Origin of the sequence: Enterobacter sp. PP-008-ECC_S150 (assembly GCF_045257065.1) — a bacterium.
Lineage (GTDB): Bacteria > Pseudomonadota > Gammaproteobacteria > Enterobacterales > Enterobacteriaceae > Enterobacter > Enterobacter chengduensis.
The window spans coordinates 58877-76522 of sequence record NZ_JBJHHG010000005.1; the positions used below are offsets into that span (position 1 = coordinate 58877).

Below are 17646 nucleotides of genomic sequence, written 5' to 3' on the forward strand. Positions count from 1 at the left end.
ATTTCCTTCGCCGAAGAACCGAACGCAGCATTGCTGCGTCGGTTGTATAATTACCACATGGGGATCAGTTACTGATATCTGTTCCAGTTATCCACGAGCCATTGCCAGACATTCTTATGACTACGCACTTCGCCGGGTAGATGGTTCTTGATCAGCCTTTCTGCTTTGAGTGCTGGCGATTTGGTATCCCAATTACTTGCATGAGCTAAGCGGTTAAGGAACGAAAGAACCTCATATCCTTCATGGCGGTTAAGCAATGTACTATCCGGTTTTCCCGTTATACGCGGGTCATCGGGAGATAATGCTGACCATGCGTATTGAAATTGAAGGTCGCTTCTGTTTAAAAGTGCCATAAAACCTCCTGAGTAAAAACTTCAAGTAGACGATATGTTCTTTTACGGGCTACTTCTTCGGATCGAAGTATACCCACCTACCCGATAGTATCTCCTTGCATCAAGTGAATGAATTGAATAAATCAGGGTTTGTGACGCTTGCGGGAAAAGTTCTCTCAAGATGTTAGAACGTGATCTTCGCGATTTGCGGGGCTTTTTTGTCTCTATTTCAACCATTTGATCCGGGAAAGTGCGAAGCCTGTACCAGAAGCCGGAGATTGAACAGATTGAAAAAATTTTCGCAAAGATGAGAATAATGCGCTATATTTAAAAGTTAACCTGACAATGATAAGGAAAGGCATCGTTAAACGCCACATGCGCCATTGTGAGCGCTTTTTGTGGTGTGGGTAATGCGAAGGTACTGCCCTTGAATTTGAAGCTCGTAGCGGGCTTTCTACAAAGGATTTCGTGATCACAGGTTTTTGTTACGTAATTTTGATGTAGAGTGTACCCGGTCACCTTCCCCGGTCTGGTACTTCCCGCGCGTCTTTGCCAGATACGACAACCAGTATAACGGTCCTTCCAGTGTTTCAGGTTTACCACGCTCGATGACATAACTTTCCGGGAATCGCTTATCCTTGCCGAGAAGTTCCACCAGCGTATCTTTGCCGCCTGTCAGTTTGCACCAAATTTCAGTGATAACTCCAGCAATGCCCGTTGTCGGGGTTCCAAGTCTCCTTACCTGCCGGTGCGGAAGGGCTATCCAGCAATGGTAATGCACCTGTTTTGCCATTTCTTTTTCCCGCACCCAGCCGTAAGCGAAGTTGAGGATCGGATCTGCAACTCCTTCAGGTCTACGAAATTTCGATTTCAGCCGCTCGCGTAGTTTCTTGAATAGCTGGCTTACCCATTCGTTAGCGGTGTCTACGGGTGTACCTGCTGGTAAGCGAAGATCAAAGCGGGTGAGGTAAACACGACTATAAGAACTCAGTATTGCGTCAAGCTCTGCGGCTATCGGGGTAAGGATATCTAACCGAACACCAGATTCGGCTGTAGTGTTGACGGGATAGGGGTAGCCGTTATGGAAAAATTTGTCGCCCGTGATGACCGAATAGCGCCCGTGATCGTGGACAACTGTTCTGTAAGGCGTGGTTTGTAGTTGTGCTAACTGTGTAGGGGGTAATTCTGTTTGTGTCTGTTGTTGCAAAGCTCCTCCTCTGACTGTTTACATGAATGCTCTCTCGTGTGCGTGTATACGTGTACGTGCGTATAAGTTATTACCATCAGACCACCGGAAAAGGGCAGCCACAGCCACGGGCAAAGCCCGCGCCGTTAAAGGCACTACAGGCAATCTAAGTAGTGTGAATTTTTTCGCAAGAAGTTTACATGGTGAAATAACCCATTATCAAACATACTCTCAATTCCGGAAAGGTGCAAAAATTATTTTATTCGGCGGTATTTTTCCGGCTCTGCATCGGCAAGTTCTTTCGCTTTGGCAATGGCGCGTTTCAACGCTTCTTCATCGATAATATGAACGGGGCATTCGCGCGGTGTCTTTGTTGTCATGCTTTAACTCCGTTCAGGAGAGTGCGTAAGCGATTCCGCATTGCGGCCTGCTCTGCCTCTGCTTGTTTCTCGGCTTTCCGCTGCGAGTCCTCGGCGGCTTGTTGCATCAATTCATCGATCTCGCGCTCCATGCCTGAAAAAAGTTCATTGGTATATGAGTCGGAGGCCTTGGATCGCAGTTCTTTGAGTTCTGTTTCGATCAGTGGGGCAGGTTTTTGCAAAGTAACGGAAATCATCGATGGATTGGCAAGCACTGAAGCGGGCCCAGAAAGATGAAACCGCCAGCCGTCAAGGATCAGGGCCTGGAGCCTGTCCACCAGCCGCGCCGGAATGTCTGCAAAGTTCTGGAACTTGTTATAACGGGCTTCGGCGTTTTCAATTCGGCGCTGCAAAACTTCTGGGTTTGGTTGGTATTTTGCTGCGATCTTATCGATAAAAATCTGCAATTCTGGGTCAATCTGGTTAGACAGTTTTATCTTTGTAGCCATGTTGGCACTCCGTATCGGTAATAAATGGGCGTAAGGGTTCGCGAGCGCGGTTGGTATGCGCCAGTCGTTACCGTTTTGCGGCAGTTTTGTTGTAGGTCGTGCTCTGTCAGTAAGCGACGTTGTATGTCTGGTTGCAGGTCGGGCAGAAGTTCGGACTTCCACTGATCACCAAAAACCAACGGCAAACACTTGAGCGATCGACAATGAAATCCACCAGTCCGAAATCGGCAAAAGTGGACAGGTTTCTGTGGGTCGTCGATAGGGGCAAATTAACCTGCTGTGACAGGTCTAAGGCCGTAAGCGGGGTCTGGTTTTGCGTCAGATGGTGAAGAAGGTTGATCCGGGAGGTCGTCAGGGTCAACCTGGACCTCTTGAGGATACTGACCAGCTTTTTACGTTCGCCAGTCGAAGGCGGGTAAAAAGCTGGTGGCGTTAAGGCAAAGCACAAAGTGACCTCTCTATAAGTCATTCATCATAGAGAGTATTTTATCATATATTTATGTGAATAGGAATTATTATCATTTAAGCCAGTCAATACAATCTATGACCGGAAGTAAAGCTGAAACGTTAAACTCATGTATATAAACTTGCGTTTGACCAATACGAGATAGCTCGTGTCCGACCGTCCGTTGTACAAGTTGTAGATTGTTTTTTTTCGCCGCTTCAGTGATGAAAGTATGGCGCAAACTGTGGATGATACGACGACGCTTAAAGTCATCCAGGTAATGAATATCCAGCGTTTCACGTATACCGTGAAAAATGCGTGTCAGCTGTGTTTTATTAGTGACCTGCGGGAAAAGCCTTGCATCTGGATTCTTGTCTTTTAGATAACTTAAGAAGTTCATTTCTACCAAGCGAAGCGAAAGAGGAATCTGTCGTATTCCAGCATCAGTCTTGCTGTCTTGGATCATGATGTAGTGCCTCTGACTATCGTCATCCAGACGGATATCTGAAACCTTTAAAGCGGCGATTTCAGAACGACGAGCACCAGTAAATGCCAGCAACAAAAACACCCATTTTTTCCAGTCTTCAAGCGTTGTAAAATGGGCCACCAGCTTTCGCATCTCAGTAAGGCTATAGTTACCATAGCTGCGGCTTTTCGCCTCAAATTTGACATTATTAGTGGGCGATGATTCAAGAACATCTTCTTCTTTGACCAAATAGGCAAACAATCCCTGACACAGCTTTAAATAGCCGTTAACTGTTCTCGAAGACACTAGATCTCCTTCAGGGATATCATCCGCGTCAAGACACTCCTGAGTCGTCATCCTGTTGTACGGTTTTTTGTTCTGTTGAGGAAGACCCGCAGCCATCTCGAGTAAATTTTTGATATCACGACGGGTAATGGTATTTACGATAGTATCAGCCCCCAGAACAGCCTCTATGACTTCGTAATACTTTTCACTTTCCTGACGGATTTTCGGGGTCCAGTCCGACTTAAATTTTACGAATCCTTTCCATGCCTCAGATAGTGACAAAGCAGGGGTCTGTGGTTCTTCAGGCTTACCAGGTTGACTGGGTACATAATCACTTTCAGGCCGCATAGAGCTAACAATCTGCCGGTAATCAGAATGCCGCTGATCTATAAAGGCTGTGTGTGCATCGCAGTAATGTCTCCAAAGGAGATCATACTCTGAAGCGACATAATCGATCTCATCCTCCATCCCTGTAAGATCAAACTGGCTACTAAGATCCCTAATGACCGAATCTGACGACAACGGGTCAGAGTCCTGTTTGAAGGTAAAATCAAGCAGTTGCCCGAACTCAAACACATTACGTTTTTCATCAGCCAGTGAACCTGACTTTCGCAAGATACTACGCGCTTTTAAGGGGATTTTTTTTGCTGCGGTATAGAAGGCGACCTGAATGCTGAGTAAATAATCGTCAATGTCTTTTTGTTCTAATTTCTTCATTTTCTGCACGATATCCAATAGTAGGGCTGGCTCCATCTTGGACGATTTTACAAGAGAAATGAACATAGAGAGACGGGAAGATATAAACCTTGCTCTGCTGGCTGAATCGCAGCCCAGAGAGGCACGAAAAAGGTCGCCTGACGGGAGTCTGAAATGAAGGCTGTAGCGGTTGCCACGCTTTAGGACATTCGAGATGGAACAGCCGTTGGTGTGTCTCTTTTGTATCACAGTCTGTGTCACAGTTTTGCCTTAGAAAGCCTGAGACACACCAACGTATTGTTTTAGAAGAAGTTGAAGCTGACCGATAAGCCGGGTTCTGTCGTGGACAGTCATTCATCTAGGCCAGCAATCGCTCACTGGCTCAAGCAGCCTACCCGGGTTCAGTACGGGCCGTACCATGTGAACCCCTATTTGGCCTTGCTCCGGGTGGAGTTTACCGTGCCACGGACTGTTACCAGCCGCGCGGTGCGCTCTTACCGCACCCTTTCACCCTTACCTGATCCCGCTTGCGCGGGCCATCGGCGGTTTGCTCTCTGTTGCACTGGTCGTGGGTTTCCCCCCCAGGCGTTACCTGGCACCCTGCCCTATGGAGCCCGGACTTTCCTCCCCTCCGCCCGTCTCCCCCGAAGGGGACGACGACGAAGCGGCGACTGTCTGGTCAGCTTCGGCGCGCAGTATAGAGGGTTTGCGCGCCGCTGTCACCCTCAGGTGTAGGCAAGGCGTGATTAACGCGCCACTTCCACCTTCGCCAGTTTTTCGTAGTAGCAGGCAATTGCGCTGTGATCGGCCGTGCCCAGGCCATCGGCACGCAGCGCCTGCATCATCTCCATGACCGCCGCGGTCAGCGGCAGTTGCGCGCCCACGCCGTGGGAGGTATCCAGCGCGTTCGCCAGATCTTTAATATGCAGGTCGATGCGGAAACCGGGTTTGAAATTACGATCCATCACCATCGGCGCTTTGGCATCGAGCACGGTACTGCCCGCCAGGCCGCCGCGAATGGCCTGATAGACCAGCTCCGGGTTGACGCCCGCTTTGGTTGCCAGGGTCAGCGCTTCGGACATGGCGGCAATGTTCAGCGCCACAATGACCTGGTTCGCCAGCTTGGTCACGTTGCCCGCGCCAATTTCACCCGTGTGCACCACGGAGCCTGCCATCGCTTTCATCAGGTCATAGTATTTATCGAAAATAGCTTTATCACCGCCGACCATCACCGATAGCGTGCCGTCGATCGCTTTCGGCTCGCCGCCGCTGACCGGCGCGTCCAGCATATCGACGCCCTTCGCTTTTAGCGCCTCGCTGATTTCACGGCTTGCGAGCGGGGCAATAGAGCTCATATCAATCAGCACCAGGCCCGGCTTCGCGCCGTCGATAATGCCGTTTTCTCCCAGCGCAACCTCTTTTACCTGCGGTGAGTTTGGCAGCATGGTGATGATGACGTCGCACTGCTCGGCAATGGCTTTCGCGGTGGTGGCAGTTTCAGCGCCCGCGGCCATCACCTCAGCCACGGCATGTGAATTGTGATCGGAGACCACCAGAGAGTAACCCGCTTTGATGAGGTTCTTACTCATTGGTTTACCCATGATCCCCAGGCCAATAAAACCCACTTTCAGCGTCATAACTGTTTCCTCAATGATGGTTATTTTTTAAAAGCGTCCGCTAATTTCTGCGTGGCCGAGCGGAAAACGCCGAGGTCGCTGCCGACGGCAACAAAGGTGGCTCCCCACTCCAGATAGCGACGGGCGTCAGCCTCAACCGGTGCCAGAATGCCGCACGGCTTGCCGTGTGCTTTAGCGCGGGCAAAGATGTGCTGGATGGCGCGCTGCACCTCGGGATGACCAGCATTGCCCAGATGGCCTAACGCCGCGGCCAGGTCGCTCGGGCCGACGAAGATGCCGTCCACGCCGTTTGTGGCGGCAATCGCATCGACGTTATCCACGCCCTGCTGGCTCTCAATCTGCACCAGAATGGTGATGTTGCGGTTGGACTGCGCAAAGTAATCCGGCACGGTGCCAAACATATTGGCGCGATGCGAAACGGAGACGCCGCGGATCCCTTCTGGCGGATAGCGCGTTGACGCCACGGCCAGCGCCGCCTGTTCTTCCGTCTCCACAAACGGAATCAGAAAGTTGTAGAAACCTATGTCCAGCAGGCGCTTAATCATCACCGGCTCGTTAGTCGGCACGCGCACAACCGGGGCGCTGGGGCTGCCCTTTAGCGCCATGAGCTGTGGAATAAAGGTGGTGATATCGTTGGGCGCATGTTCGCCGTCCAGCACCAGCCAGTCGAAACCGGCCAGGCCGAGCACTTCGGTGCTGATAGGGTTTGCCAGCGCGGACCAGCAGCCAATCTGGATCTGGTTTGCCGCCAGGGCAGCCTTAAACCTGTTCGGGAAGATATCGTTATTCATCGCGTTTACCTTTTTAATTCCGCAGCCGTATTCGGTATTTATATTTGCCCGCTTTTTTATTCTCTGACTTAATTTCAGCGTAATAAATTCGTCATTCAGTATAATGCGCACTTCCCGGCGGCACATTGTTTTAATGCTCAAGCATTACGGCGAATTTTTATAAGATTTTGAGCATATGCACGAACCACTGGGCGCTGATGCACAGAATCAGACATCGCGGGTTCGGCAGCGATCGCGATCGCATTTTCTCGTCTATTCTCCTGACATGCTTTATTTCTGAAAGCCGCGTTTTTATTTCTGCCATAAGAAAATTGGCTGCAATGATTATCAGACTCTTTGCTGGAGAATAGTGAGCAATGGCCGACATTAAAATTCGACACTCGCCGTTGACGGCGTTTTATATAAAAGTCCACGACACCGATAACGTGGCGATTATTGTCAACGACAATGGCTTAAAAGCGGGTACCCGCTTTCCGGACGGGCTGGAACTGATCGAGCATATTCCGCAGGGACATAAAGTCGCCCTGGTGGATATCCCTGCTCACGGCGAAATCGTACGTTACGGTGAAGTCATCGGCTATGCCGTTCGCGCTATACCGCAGGGCAGTTGGGTTGAGGAGTCGCTGGTTGCGCTGCCGGAAGCGCCGCCGCTGAACACGCTTCCGCTTGCGACCCGCGTGCCGGAACCGCTTCCTCCGCTGGAAGGCTATACCTTCGAAGGCTACCGCAACGCGGACGGCAGCGTCGGCACCAAAAACCTGCTCGGCATTACCACCAGCGTGCACTGCGTGGCGGGCGTCGTGGATTACGTGGTGAAAATCATCGAGCGCGATCTGCTGCCGAAATACCCAAACGTCGACGGCGTGGTTGGCCTGAACCACCTTTACGGCTGCGGCGTGGCGATTAATGCCCCCGCTGCCGTGGTGCCTATCCGGACCATTCACAATATCGCCCTGAACCCAAACTTTGGCGGCGAGGTGATGGTTATCGGTCTGGGATGTGAAAAACTGCAGCCCGAGCGTCTGCTGCAGGGCACGGAAGATGTCAAAGCCATCCCGGCTGACGAGGCCAGCATCGTGCGCCTGCAGGATGAACGCCACGTGGGCTTCCGCTCAATGGTCGACGACATCCTGCAGGTGGCGGAGCGTCATCTGGACAAGCTTAACCGCCGCCAGCGTGAAGCGTGCCCGGCCTCGGAGCTGGTAGTCGGCACCCAGTGTGGCGGCAGCGATGCGTTCTCCGGCGTGACGGCCAACCCGGCGGTGGGCTATGCGTCCGATCTGCTTGTGCGCTGCGGCGCCACGGTGATGTTCTCCGAGGTAACCGAAGTGCGTGACGCCATCCATCTGCTGACGCCGCGCGCCGTCAATGAAGAGGTCGGCAAACGCCTGCTTGAGGAGATGGCCTGGTACGATAACTATCTCGATATGGGCAAAACCGACCGCAGCGCCAACCCCTCCCCCGGGAACAAAAAAGGCGGACTGGCAAACGTGGTGGAAAAAGCCCTCGGATCGATTGCCAAATCCGGTCAGAGCGCCATTGCCGAAGTGCTCTCTCCGGGCCAGCGCCCGACGAAACGCGGCCTGATCTACGCAGCAACGCCGGCCAGCGATTTTGTATGCGGCACGCAGCAGGTGGCCTCCGGCATTACGGTGCAGGTCTTTACCACCGGACGCGGCACGCCGTACGGCCTGATGGCGGTGCCGGTGATTAAAATGGCGACCCGCACCGAGCTGGCAAACCGCTGGTATGACTTAATGGACATCAACGCGGGCACCATCGCCACCGGGGAAGAGAGCATTGAGGACGTGGGCTGGAAGCTGTTCCACTTCATTCTGGATGTCGCGAGCGGGCGTAAAAAAACGTTTTCCGACCAGTGGGGATTGCATAACCAGCTGGCGGTGTTTAACCCGGCGCCGGTGACGTGATTTCCCCTCATCCTGCCCTCTCCTCATAGGGGAGAGGGTAAAAAAACTTACACCAGCACCACTTCAATTCCGCTCTTGCGCAGCCCTTCCAGGCTTTCAACCGGAATACCTTCATCAACGATAATCATATCAATACGTTGCGTATCAATGATTTTATGCAGGCTTGAGCGGTTAAACTTGCTGGAGTCAGTCACCACGATAATGCGATCCGCCACCTCGCACATCTTGCGGTTCAGACGGGCTTCGTCTTCGTTATGCGTGCTCACGCCGCGGTCGAGATCGATGGCATCGACGCCCAGGAACAGCAGGTCAAAATGGTAATTCTGTAGCGACTGCTCGGCCTGGTCACCGTAAAAAGATTGCGACTGACGGCGTAAATGTCCGCCGGTCATCAGCAACTCCACCCCTTCCGCTTCCAGCAGCGCATTGGCCACGTTCATGCCGTTGGTCATCGCAATGACGTCCGTGTGCTGGCGCAGCATGCGGGCGATTTCAAACGTCGTGGTACCGGAATCCAGAATAATGCGGTGGCCGGGTTTAACCAGGGCGGCAGCGGCCTGCGCGATGCTGCGCTTCACCGCGGTATTCAGCGAGCTTTTGTCTTCCACGGAAGGTTCGACGCCCGACACGTTGCCTTCGCAAATCAGTGCGCCGCCGTAAGCGCGAACGGCAATACCCTGCTTCTCAAGAAAGGCGAGGTCGTTGCGGATCGTCACCGTCGATACGCCGTACAGATGAGACAGATCGTTAACCTGCACGCTTCCCTGCGCCCGCAACCGCTGAATGATCTGCTCTCGCCTTTCACTGGTGCCGGTGATGCGCTTTTCCGCGGATGAATCGGTGCTGCTCATGCGAGTTCCTTAATTAATATTCTTTCGTTTCATTTCGTTTTACCTATTAAGGCCTTTCCTTTATGGGAATGCAAGCCCTGCATAGCGACCCTGCGCATGCCAGCACCGCGCTGAAACCTTTCATTACGTTTCTTTTGTGAAACAGATCGGAAATCCATTATCTTTCGTTTTATTTTTATATCGCCATAATGCAGGATTACATGAAACAAAACGAAAGACAAAAATCATTACCATCCGAAATGGAGAGGAAAGTGAAACATCTGACAGAAATGGTGGAACACCATAAGCGGGGGAATTTAAACGGGATTTACGCCGTCTGCTCCGCGCATCCGCTGGTACTGGAAGCTGCAATTCGTTACGCGCATTCGCATCGGTCCCCGCTGTTGATCGAGGCCACCTCCAACCAGGTGGATCAGTTTGGCGGCTACACCGGCATGACCCCCGCCGATTTTCACGGGTTTGTCTGCCAGCTGGCCGAGTCGCTCGGTTTCCCGACATCCCAGCTGATCCTCGGCGGCGATCATTTAGGCCCTAACCGCTGGCAAAACCTGCCCGCGGAACAGGCCATGGCAAATGCCGAGGATCTGATCAAAAGCTATGTTTCTGCCGGATTCAAAAAGATCCACCTTGACTGCAGCATGTCCTGCGAGGGCGACCCGGTTCCCCTGAACGACGCGATCGTCGCCGCACGCGCCGCACGCCTGGCAAAGATTGCAGAAGCGACCTGCCGCGAGCAGTTTGGTGAATCCGATCTGGTCTACGTTATCGGTACGGAAGTGCCGGTTCCCGGCGGCGCGCACGAGACGCTCACCGAACTTGCCGTCACCACGCCAGATGCGGCCCGCGCCACGCTTGAGGCGCATCGTTACGCCTTCGAAAAGGAAGGGCTAAGCGACATCTGGCCGCGCATTATCGGCCTGGTGGTTCAGCCTGGCGTGGAGTTTGACTACGCGAACGTCTGCGACTATCAGCCGCAGAAAGCCGTCGCGCTTAGCAAGATGGTGGAAGCCTACGACACGCTGGTGTTTGAAGCACACTCCACCGACTACCAGACGCCGCAGGCCCTGCGCCAGCTGGTGAAAGATCACTTCGCGATCCTCAAGGTTGGCCCGGCCCTCACCTTCGCCCTGCGCGAAGCGCTGTTCTCGCTGGCCGCCATCGAAGAGGAGCTGCTGCCCGCCAAAGCCAGCTCCGGCCTGCGTCACGTGCTGGAAAACGTCATGCTCGACCGCCCGGAATACTGGCAAAGCCATTACCACGGTGACGGCAATGCGCGTCGCCTGGCGCGCGGCTACAGCTACTCTGACCGCGTGCGCTACTACTGGCCGGACGGCCAGATTGACGAGGCCTTTGAACGGCTGGTGCGCAACCTGGCAGACGATCCGATCCCGCTGCCGCTGATCAGCCAGTACCTGCCGCTGCAGTACGGCAAAGTTCGCGAGGGCGCTCTCAAGTCCACGCCGCGGGAACTCATCATCGACCACATTCAGGACATACTCCAGCAGTACCACGCCGCCTGCGAAGGCGTAACGACGCAAAACGCATAATAAAAAGAGGAAAGCGCTATGCCAAACATTGTCTTATGCCGCATTGATGAGCGCCTGATCCACGGCCAGGTCGGCGTGCAGTGGGTGGGGTTTGCAGGGGCAAACCTGGTGCTGGTCGCCAATGACGAGGTTGCAGAGGATCCGGTTCAACAGAACCTGATGGAGATGGTGCTCGCGGAAGGGATCGCCGTGCGCTTCTGGCCGCTGCAAAAAACGATCGACAACATTCACCGCGCCGCTGACCGCCAGAAAATCCTGCTGGTCTGCAAATCACCGGCCGATTTTCTGAAGCTGGTTGAGGGCGGCGTGCCCATCACCCGTATCAACGTAGGAAACATGCACTACGCCAGTGGCAAACAACAAATTGCCAAAACGGTCTCTGTCGACGCGGACGATATCGCCGCCTTCAACGGCCTGAAAGCGGCCGGGGTGGAATGCTTCGTTCAGGGCGTGCCAACAGAAACTGCTTTGGATCTCTTTAAACTGCTCTGAGGGATTCACTATGGAAATCAGCCTGTTGCAGGCGCTGGGATTGGGCATACTCGCCTTTATCGCCGGTCTGGATATGTTTAATGGGTTAACGCACATGCACCGCCCGGTGGTGCTCGGGCCGCTGGTCGGCCTGATTCTGGGCGACCTGCACACCGGCATTTTGACCGGCGGTACGCTGGAGCTGGTCTGGATGGGGCTGGCCCCGCTCGCCGGTGCCCAGCCGCCGAACGTGATTATCGGCACCATCGTGGGGACCGCATTTGCCATCAGCACCGGGGTGAAGCCGGACGTTGCCGTTGGCGTCGCCGTGCCGTTTGCGGTCGCGGTACAGATGGGGATCACGTTCCTCTTCTCCGTGATGTCCGGCGTGATGTCGCGCTGCGATCGCATGGCGGCCAATGCCGATACCCGCGGCATTGAACGGGTGAACTATCTGGCGCTGCTGGCGCTCGGCATCTTCTATTTCCTGTGCGCGTTTCTGCCGATCTACTTCGGCGCGGAACATGCGAAAACCGCCATTGATGTTCTGCCGGCACGGTTGATTGACGGTCTCGGCGTCGCGGGCGGCATCATGCCCGCCATCGGCTTCGCCGTGCTGCTGAAGATCATGATGAAAAACGTCTACATCCCTTACTTCATTATCGGTTTTGTCGCCGCCGCCTGGCTCAAGCTTCCGGTGCTGGCGATTGCGGCCGCCGCGCTGGCGATGGCGCTGATCGACCTGATGCGTAAATCACCTGAACCGACGGCTCCCGCGGCCCAGAAAGAGGAATTCGAAGATGGCATCTAACCAAACCACTCTGCCGGGCGTGTCTGAACGCGAAGAGACGCTGCTGACCGGCGTGAATGAAAACGTCTACGAAGACCAGAGCATCGGCGCCGAGCTGACGAAAAAGGATATTAACCGCGTCGCCTGGCGCTCCATGCTGCTGCAGGCCTCGTTTAACTACGAACGTATGCAGGCCTCCGGCTGGCTTTACGGATTGCTGCCCGCGCTGAAAAAGATCCATACCAACAAGCGGGACCTTGCGCGCGCCATGAAAGGACATATGGGCTTCTTCAATACCCATCCGTTCCTGGTGACCTTTGTTATCGGCATCATTCTGGCGATGGAGCGCTCCAAGCAGGATGTAAACAGCATCCAGAGCACCAAAATTGCCGTGGGCGCGCCGCTCGGCGGCATTGGCGATGCCATGTTCTGGCTCACGCTGCTGCCCATCTGCGGCGGTATCGGCGCGAGCCTGGCGCTGCAGGGTTCGATTCTTGGTGCCGTGGTCTTTATCGTGCTGTTTAACGTGGTGCACCTCGGCCTGCGTTTTGGTCTGGCGCACTACGCTTACCGGATGGGCGTGGCGGCCATTCCGCTGATCAAAGCCAACACCAAAAAGGTCGGCCACGCGGCGTCTATCGTCGGAATGACGGTTATCGGCGCGCTGGTGGCCACCTACGTCCGCCTCAATACCACGCTCGAAATTAAGGCGGGCGATGCCGTAGTCAAACTGCAGGCCGACGTGATCGACAAGCTGATGCCCGCGTTCCTGCCGCTGATCTACACCCTGATTATGTTCTGGCTGGTACGCCGCGGCTGGAGCCCGCTGCGCCTGATTGGCATCACCGTGCTGCTGGGCGTTATCGGTAAATTTTGTCACTTCCTGTAAAAGCAAAGAGGTTGCGATGTTAGGCATTATTTTGACGGGTCACGGCGGTTTTGCCAGCGGGCTTGAGCAGGCGATGAAGCAGATCCTGGGCGAACAGCCGCAGTTTATCGCCATCGATTTTCCGGAAACGTCCACCACCGCGCGGCTGACCGCGCAGCTTGAGCAGGCGGTAAACGAACTCGATGCAGAGCACGATATTGTGTTTCTTACCGATCTGCTCGGCGGCACGCCGTTTCGCGTGGCGTCAACGATCGCGATGCAAAAACCGGGGCGCGAAGTCATTACCGGCACCAACCTGCAGCTGCTGCTGGAGATGGTGCTGGAGCGCGACGGGTTAAGCAGCGAGGCGTTTCGCCTGCAGGCGCTGGCGTGCGGCCATCGCGGCCTGACGAGCCTCGTAGACGAGCTGGGGCGCTGTCGCGAGGAAGCACCGGCAGAGGAAGGGATATAACCCCCTGACTTTCGAAATCTGACTTTTTAAGCCCTACCTCTTATGTTCTTTCGGCCTTATCGGGTGACATCGTAAGGCCTTTCTTTTCCTTTCCTTAAATTTCCCCTTCCCTTTCACGATCACACTTTTCGTTTTATTTATTTTCTTTCATTGAAGTTTCGATTTCTTTTCTATAGATTTTATTTCACTGCTTATGTGAACAAGTGAAACGAAACGAAAGATAGCGACACGTTTGCCAGCGTCTGATGTGGAATTCACGCGACTAAGGACTGAGTTATGCCACAAATACCCACCGCCGCCGCAACCGGCACCTGGACCGAGGAAGAGATCCGCCAGCAGCCTGCCAGCTGGATCCGCTCGCTCAACAACATCGATAGCCTGCGCGCGTCGATTGATAGCTTCCTGACGCCGCTGCTGCGCAAGCCGGATCTGCGGATCGTCATGACCGGCGCGGGCACGTCCGCATTTATCGGCGATATCATTGCGCCATGGCTTGCGAGCCACACCGGGAAAAATATCTCCGCCGTACCGACCACTGACCTGGTCACTAACCCGATGGATTACTTCAGCCCTGCACATCCGCTCCTGCTGGTTTCGTTTGCCCGTTCTGGCAACAGTCCGGAAAGCGTCGCGGCCGTTAAGCTGGCCAACCAGTTCGTACCGGAGTGCTACCACCTGTCGATCACCTGCAACGAGGCAGGAAGCCTGTACCAGACCGCCGTCGACAGCGATAACGCTTATGCCCTGCTGATGCCAGCCGAAACGCACGATCGCGGGTTCGCAATGACCAGCAGTATCACCACCATGATGGCGAGCTGTCTGGCCGTATTCGCCCCGGAGACGATCAACAGTCAAACCTTCCGCGACGTGGCCGATCGCTGTCAGGCGATCCTCACCTCGCTCGGCGATTTCAGCCACGGCGTCTTTGGCAGCGAACCGTGGAAGCGGATCGTGTATCTGGGAAGCGGCGGCCTGCAGGGCGCGGCGCGCGAATCGGCGCTGAAGGTGCTGGAGCTGACGGCGGGCAAGCTGGCGGCCTTCTACGATTCCCCCACCGGTTTCCGTCATGGGCCGAAGTCGCTGGTGGATAACGAAACGCTGGTGGTGGTGTTTATCTCCAGCCATCCGTATACGCGCCGGTACGATCTGGATCTGCTGGCCGAACTGCGCCGCGATCGTCAGGCCCTGCGCGTCGTCGCCATCGCCGCTGAAAACGATCCGGCCATTGAAGCGGGTCCGCACATCCTGCTGCCACCTTCCCGCCCGTTTAGCGACATGGAACAGGCGTTCTGCTTCCTGATCTATGCCCAGGTCTTTGCTCTTACCCAGTCGCTCAGCGTAGGCAATACGCCCGATACGCCATCCGCCAGCGGGACGGTCAATCGCGTGGTGCAGGGCGTTGTTATTCATCCGTGGCAGGCTTAGGAGGATCCGATCATGACTATTATTTCGACGAAATATCTTCTGCAGGACGCACAGGCAAAAGGCTACGCCGTTCCGGCGTTTAACATCCACAACGCGGAGACGATCCAGGCGATCCTCGAAGCGTGCAGCGAAATGCGATCGCCGGTGATCCTGGCGGGCACGCCGGGCACCTTTAAGCATATTGCGCTGGAAGAGATCTTCGCTCTGTGCAGCGCGTACTCCCACACTTACGACATGCCGCTAGCGCTGCACCTCGATCACCACGAGTCGCTGGACGATATTCGCCGCAAGGTCAACGCGGGCGTGCGCAGCGCGATGATCGACGGCAGCCACTATCCGTTCGAGCAAAACGTGAAGCTGGTAAAGTCGGTGGTCGATTTCTGCCACCTACACGACTGCAGCGTCGAGGCCGAGCTGGGCCGCCTGGGCGGCGTGGAAGATGACATGAGCGTGGACGCCGAAAGCGCGTTCCTCACCGATCCGCAGGAGGCGAAACGCTTCGTTGAACTGACCGGCGTCGACAGCCTCGCCGTCGCCATCGGCACCGCCCACGGCCTTTATACCAAACGCCCAAAAATCGACTTCCAGCGGCTGGCGGACATCCGCGAAGTGGTCACCGTGCCGCTGGTATTGCACGGCGCAAGCGACGTGCCGGATGAGGATGTGCGCCGCACCATCGAGCTGGGCGTTTGCAAAGTCAACGTGGCAACCGAGCTGAAAATCGCCTTCTCTGACGCGGTGAAAGCCTGGTTTGCCGAAAATCCGCAGGGCAACGATCCGCGCTTCTATATGCGGGTTGGCATGGACGCCATGAAATCGGTGGTCAGAAGCAAAATCGCCGTTTGCGGTTCCGCAAACCGCCTCCTGCTTCCGGCCGAAGCCTGACCCCATCGCGCATTACATCAATACCTAAAAAATAACTATAAGCCTCGCAAATATGAAGGCGCGTTCTGATTCACGACCGCGCCTTCCATTACCATAAAAAATTCCGAGGAGTACCCTACATGACACAGGAAAAGTCATTCAAATCGAAAGCGTGGGAGTTTTTTCAGAGCCTGGGAAAGACCTTTATGTTTCCGGTCTCCCTTCTGGCGTTTATGGGCCTGCTGCTGGGTATCGGCAGCTCGGTGACCAGCCCTTCCACGATTAAAAGTTTTCCTTTTCTCGGCGGCGAACTCACGCAGCTGACCTTTGGCTTTATCGCCATGGTGGGCGGCTTCGCCTTTACCTACCTGCCGCTGATGTTCGCCATGGCGATCCCCATGGGCCTTGCCAAACGCAATAAGGCCGTGGGCGCGTTTGCCGGGTTCGTCGGCTACATGCTGATGAACATGAGCATCAACTACTACCTGACCGCCACCCACCAGCTTGCCGATGCCGCCACCATGAGACAGGTGGGGCAGTCGATCGTGCTGGGGATCCAAACCCTGGAGATGGGCGTGCTGGGCGGCATCGTCGTGGGAGTAATCACTTACTTCCTGCACGAGCGTTTTCAGGACACGGTGCTGCACGACGCCTTCGCCTTCTTTAGCGGCATCCGTTTTGTACCGATTATCACCGCCCTTACCCTTTCACTGGTCGGTCTGTTTATTCCGCTGCTGTGGGAATACGTTGCGATGGGCATTGCCGGTATCGGCCATATCATTCAGAGCACCAGCGTCTTTGGCCCGTTCCTCTACGGCGTGGGCGTGCTGCTGCTTAAACCCTTCGGCCTGCACCACATTCTGCTGGCGATGGTGCGCTTCACCCCGGCGGGCGGCATTGAAATGGTTAACGGACACGAAGTCGCCGGGGCGCTGAATATCTTCTACGCCGAGCTGAAAGCCGGTCTGCCGTTTAGCCCGCACGTTACCGCGTTTCTGTCACAAGGGTTTATGCCGACCTTTATCTTCGGCTTACCTGCCGTAGCGTACGCCATCTACCGCACCGCCCGCCCGGAAAACCGTCCGGTGATTAAGGGCCTGCTGCTCTCGGGCGTGCTGGTGTCCGTCGTCACCGGTATTTCAGAGCCGATTGAGTTCCTGTTCCTGTTTATCGCCCCCGCGCTTTACGCCTTCCATATCGTGATGTCGGGCCTGGCGCTGATGGTGATGGCCCTGCTCGGCGTCACCATCGGCAACACCGACGGCGGGATTTTGGATCTGCTGATCTTCGGCGTGATGCAGGGGATGTCGACCAAATGGTATCTGCTGTTCCCGGTCGGTATTGCCTGGTTTGCTATCTACTTCTTCGTCTTCCGCTGGTACATCCTGAAACACGATATTAAGACGCCGGGACGCGAGGTGGACGCGCAGGGCGCGCAGCAGGCCGTCGAAACCAACACCCGCGCGCGTGGAAAATCGAAATACGATCACGGGCTTATTCTGCAGGCGCTCGGAGGCAAAGAGAACATTGAGTCGCTCGACAACTGCATCACCCGCCTGCGTCTGGTGGTGAAGGTTATGGGGCTTATCGATCAGCAGGCGCTGAAAGCGGCGGGCGCCCTGTCGGTCGTGGTGCTGGATGCCCACAGCGTACAGGTGATCATCGGCCCGCAGGTGCAGAGCGTCAAAACCGGCATTGAAGCCTTAATTTAACAAGGGGGTCGT

The 17646-nt window shown here is 55.1% G+C and carries 18 protein-coding genes and 1 other RNA gene; 9 read left to right on the plus strand and 10 right to left on the minus strand.

All coding sequences use genetic code 11. The annotated features are described in order from the left end of the window. Positions 1-68: 68 nt before the first annotated feature. The 9 genes from ACJBF3_RS07705 to garL all read right to left on the minus strand — a co-directional run bounded on the left by ACJBF3_RS07705 (position 69) and on the right by garL (position 6706). Complete coding sequence (locus tag ACJBF3_RS07705) at positions 69-353, minus strand: hypothetical protein (RefSeq protein ID WP_016245124.1); 285 nt, start codon at positions 351-353, stop codon at positions 69-71. 451 nt (positions 354-804) lie between these two features. Further along, on the minus strand, positions 805-1539 hold the full coding sequence (locus ACJBF3_RS07710; RefSeq protein WP_318591471.1) for an inovirus-type Gp2 protein: 735 nt from the start codon (positions 1537-1539) through the stop codon (positions 805-807). Positions 1540-1772: 233 nt separating this feature from the next. Next, positions 1773-1898 (minus strand): hypothetical protein, encoded by a 126-nt coding sequence (locus tag ACJBF3_RS07715; protein ID WP_265094026.1) that lies wholly within the window; start codon positions 1896-1898, stop codon positions 1773-1775. Then, complete coding sequence (locus ACJBF3_RS07720) at positions 1895-2386, minus strand: hypothetical protein (protein ID WP_318591472.1); 492 nt, start codon at positions 2384-2386, stop codon at positions 1895-1897. The genes ACJBF3_RS07715 and ACJBF3_RS07720 overlap by 4 nt, the downstream gene beginning before the upstream one ends. Positions 2387-2492: 106 nt before the next feature. Further along, positions 2493-2855, minus strand: coding sequence for a helix-turn-helix domain-containing protein (locus ACJBF3_RS07725; protein ID WP_105611537.1), 363 nt, complete (start codon positions 2853-2855; stop codon positions 2493-2495). A 49-nt stretch (positions 2856-2904) separates the two neighbouring features. Beyond that, on the minus strand, positions 2905-4299 hold the full coding sequence (locus ACJBF3_RS07730) for a tyrosine-type recombinase/integrase (protein WP_318591473.1): 1395 nt from the start codon (positions 4297-4299) through the stop codon (positions 2905-2907). A 289-nt stretch (positions 4300-4588) separates the two neighbouring features. Beyond that, positions 4589-4965: RNase P RNA component class A (rnpB, locus tag ACJBF3_RS07735), an RNA gene on the minus strand. Positions 4966-5024: 59 nt separating this feature from the next. Next, complete coding sequence (garR, locus tag ACJBF3_RS07740) at positions 5025-5915, minus strand: 2-hydroxy-3-oxopropionate reductase (RefSeq protein WP_045330811.1); 891 nt, start codon at positions 5913-5915, stop codon at positions 5025-5027. 20 nt (positions 5916-5935) lie between these two features. Next, positions 5936-6706 carry a 2-dehydro-3-deoxyglucarate aldolase gene (gene garL / locus ACJBF3_RS07745; protein ID WP_045330897.1) on the minus strand — a complete coding sequence of 257 codons (771 nt, stop codon included), beginning with the start codon at positions 6704-6706 and terminating at the stop codon, positions 5936-5938. Positions 6707-7062: 356 nt separating this feature from the next. Here garL and garD point away from each other — a divergent pair, with 356 nt between their 5' ends. Next, positions 7063-8634: a galactarate dehydratase gene (garD, locus tag ACJBF3_RS07750; RefSeq protein WP_047716096.1), complete on the plus strand. Its 1572-nt coding sequence runs from the start codon at positions 7063-7065 to the stop codon at positions 8632-8634. Positions 8635-8681: 47 nt separating this feature from the next. On the opposite strand, the gene ACJBF3_RS07755 is transcribed toward garD, so the two are convergent. Further along, complete coding sequence (locus ACJBF3_RS07755) at positions 8682-9485, minus strand: DeoR family transcriptional regulator (protein WP_045331046.1); 804 nt, start codon at positions 9483-9485, stop codon at positions 8682-8684. A 239-nt stretch (positions 9486-9724) separates the two neighbouring features. Here ACJBF3_RS07755 and kbaZ point away from each other — a divergent pair, with 239 nt between their 5' ends. From kbaZ to malX, 8 genes are all read left to right on the plus strand, one after another. After that, positions 9725-11032, plus strand: coding sequence for a tagatose-bisphosphate aldolase subunit KbaZ (gene kbaZ / locus ACJBF3_RS07760; protein ID WP_045331053.1), 1308 nt, complete (start codon positions 9725-9727; stop codon positions 11030-11032). Positions 11033-11050: 18 nt separating this feature from the next. Then, complete coding sequence (agaV, locus tag ACJBF3_RS07765) at positions 11051-11524, plus strand: PTS N-acetylgalactosamine transporter subunit IIB (RefSeq protein WP_045331043.1); 474 nt, start codon at positions 11051-11053, stop codon at positions 11522-11524. Positions 11525-11534: 10 nt separating this feature from the next. Then, the gene (gene agaW, locus ACJBF3_RS07770) at positions 11535-12314 is read left to right on the plus strand and encodes a PTS N-acetylgalactosamine transporter subunit IIC (RefSeq protein ID WP_045331040.1); all 780 of its coding nucleotides are present in this window, start codon (positions 11535-11537) and stop codon (positions 12312-12314) included. Then, on the plus strand, positions 12304-13182 hold the full coding sequence (agaE, locus tag ACJBF3_RS07775; RefSeq protein ID WP_045331038.1) for a PTS N-acetylgalactosamine transporter subunit IID: 879 nt from the start codon (positions 12304-12306) through the stop codon (positions 13180-13182). The genes agaW and agaE overlap by 11 nt, the downstream gene beginning before the upstream one ends. Positions 13183-13198: 16 nt before the next feature. Beyond that, the gene (agaF, locus tag ACJBF3_RS07780; protein WP_045331036.1) at positions 13199-13633 is read left to right on the plus strand and encodes a PTS galactosamine/N-acetylgalactosamine transporter subunit IIA; all 435 of its coding nucleotides are present in this window, start codon (positions 13199-13201) and stop codon (positions 13631-13633) included. 276 nt (positions 13634-13909) lie between these two features. Further along, complete coding sequence (locus ACJBF3_RS07785) at positions 13910-15058, plus strand: AgaS family sugar isomerase (RefSeq protein WP_045331035.1); 1149 nt, start codon at positions 13910-13912, stop codon at positions 15056-15058. 12 nt (positions 15059-15070) lie between these two features. Next, positions 15071-15943, plus strand: coding sequence for a tagatose-bisphosphate aldolase subunit KbaY (kbaY, locus tag ACJBF3_RS07790; protein ID WP_045331033.1), 873 nt, complete (start codon positions 15071-15073; stop codon positions 15941-15943). 119 nt (positions 15944-16062) lie between these two features. After that, positions 16063-17634 (plus strand): maltose/glucose-specific PTS transporter subunit IIBC, encoded by a 1572-nt coding sequence (gene malX / locus ACJBF3_RS07795; RefSeq protein ID WP_045331031.1) that lies wholly within the window; start codon positions 16063-16065, stop codon positions 17632-17634. The last annotated feature ends 12 nt before the right edge of the window (positions 17635-17646 follow it).

Bases quoted from the DNA above. Each gene is read 5' to 3' on its own strand.
- ACJBF3_RS07705 (WP_016245124.1), bottom strand. From the start codon at position 353: ATGGCACTTTTAAACAGAAGCGACCTTCAATTTCAATACGCATGGTCA.
- ACJBF3_RS07715 (WP_265094026.1), bottom strand. From the start codon at position 1,898: ATGACAACAAAGACACCGCGCGAATGCCCCGTTCATATTATCGATGAA.
- ACJBF3_RS07720 (WP_318591472.1), bottom strand. From the start codon at position 2,386: ATGGCTACAAAGATAAAACTGTCTAACCAGATTGACCCAGAATTGCAG.
- ACJBF3_RS07725 (WP_105611537.1), bottom strand. From the start codon at position 2,855: ATGACTTATAGAGAGGTCACTTTGTGCTTTGCCTTAACGCCACCAGCT.
- ACJBF3_RS07730 (WP_318591473.1), bottom strand. From the start codon at position 4,299: ATGAAGAAATTAGAACAAAAAGACATTGACGATTATTTACTCAGCATT.
- garR (WP_045330811.1), bottom strand. From the start codon at position 5,915: ATGACGCTGAAAGTGGGTTTTATTGGCCTGGGGATCATGGGTAAACCA.
- garL (WP_045330897.1), bottom strand. From the start codon at position 6,706: ATGAATAACGATATCTTCCCGAACAGGTTTAAGGCTGCCCTGGCGGCA.
- garD (WP_047716096.1), top strand. From the start codon at position 7,063: ATGGCCGACATTAAAATTCGACACTCGCCGTTGACGGCGTTTTATATA.
- ACJBF3_RS07755 (WP_045331046.1), bottom strand. From the start codon at position 9,485: ATGAGCAGCACCGATTCATCCGCGGAAAAGCGCATCACCGGCACCAGT.
- kbaZ (WP_045331053.1), top strand. From the start codon at position 9,725: ATGGAGAGGAAAGTGAAACATCTGACAGAAATGGTGGAACACCATAAG.
- agaV (WP_045331043.1), top strand. From the start codon at position 11,051: ATGCCAAACATTGTCTTATGCCGCATTGATGAGCGCCTGATCCACGGC.
- agaW (WP_045331040.1), top strand. From the start codon at position 11,535: ATGGAAATCAGCCTGTTGCAGGCGCTGGGATTGGGCATACTCGCCTTT.
- agaE (WP_045331038.1), top strand. From the start codon at position 12,304: ATGGCATCTAACCAAACCACTCTGCCGGGCGTGTCTGAACGCGAAGAG.
- agaF (WP_045331036.1), top strand. From the start codon at position 13,199: ATGTTAGGCATTATTTTGACGGGTCACGGCGGTTTTGCCAGCGGGCTT.
- ACJBF3_RS07785 (WP_045331035.1), top strand. From the start codon at position 13,910: ATGCCACAAATACCCACCGCCGCCGCAACCGGCACCTGGACCGAGGAA.
- kbaY (WP_045331033.1), top strand. From the start codon at position 15,071: ATGACTATTATTTCGACGAAATATCTTCTGCAGGACGCACAGGCAAAA.
- malX (WP_045331031.1), top strand. From the start codon at position 16,063: ATGACACAGGAAAAGTCATTCAAATCGAAAGCGTGGGAGTTTTTTCAG.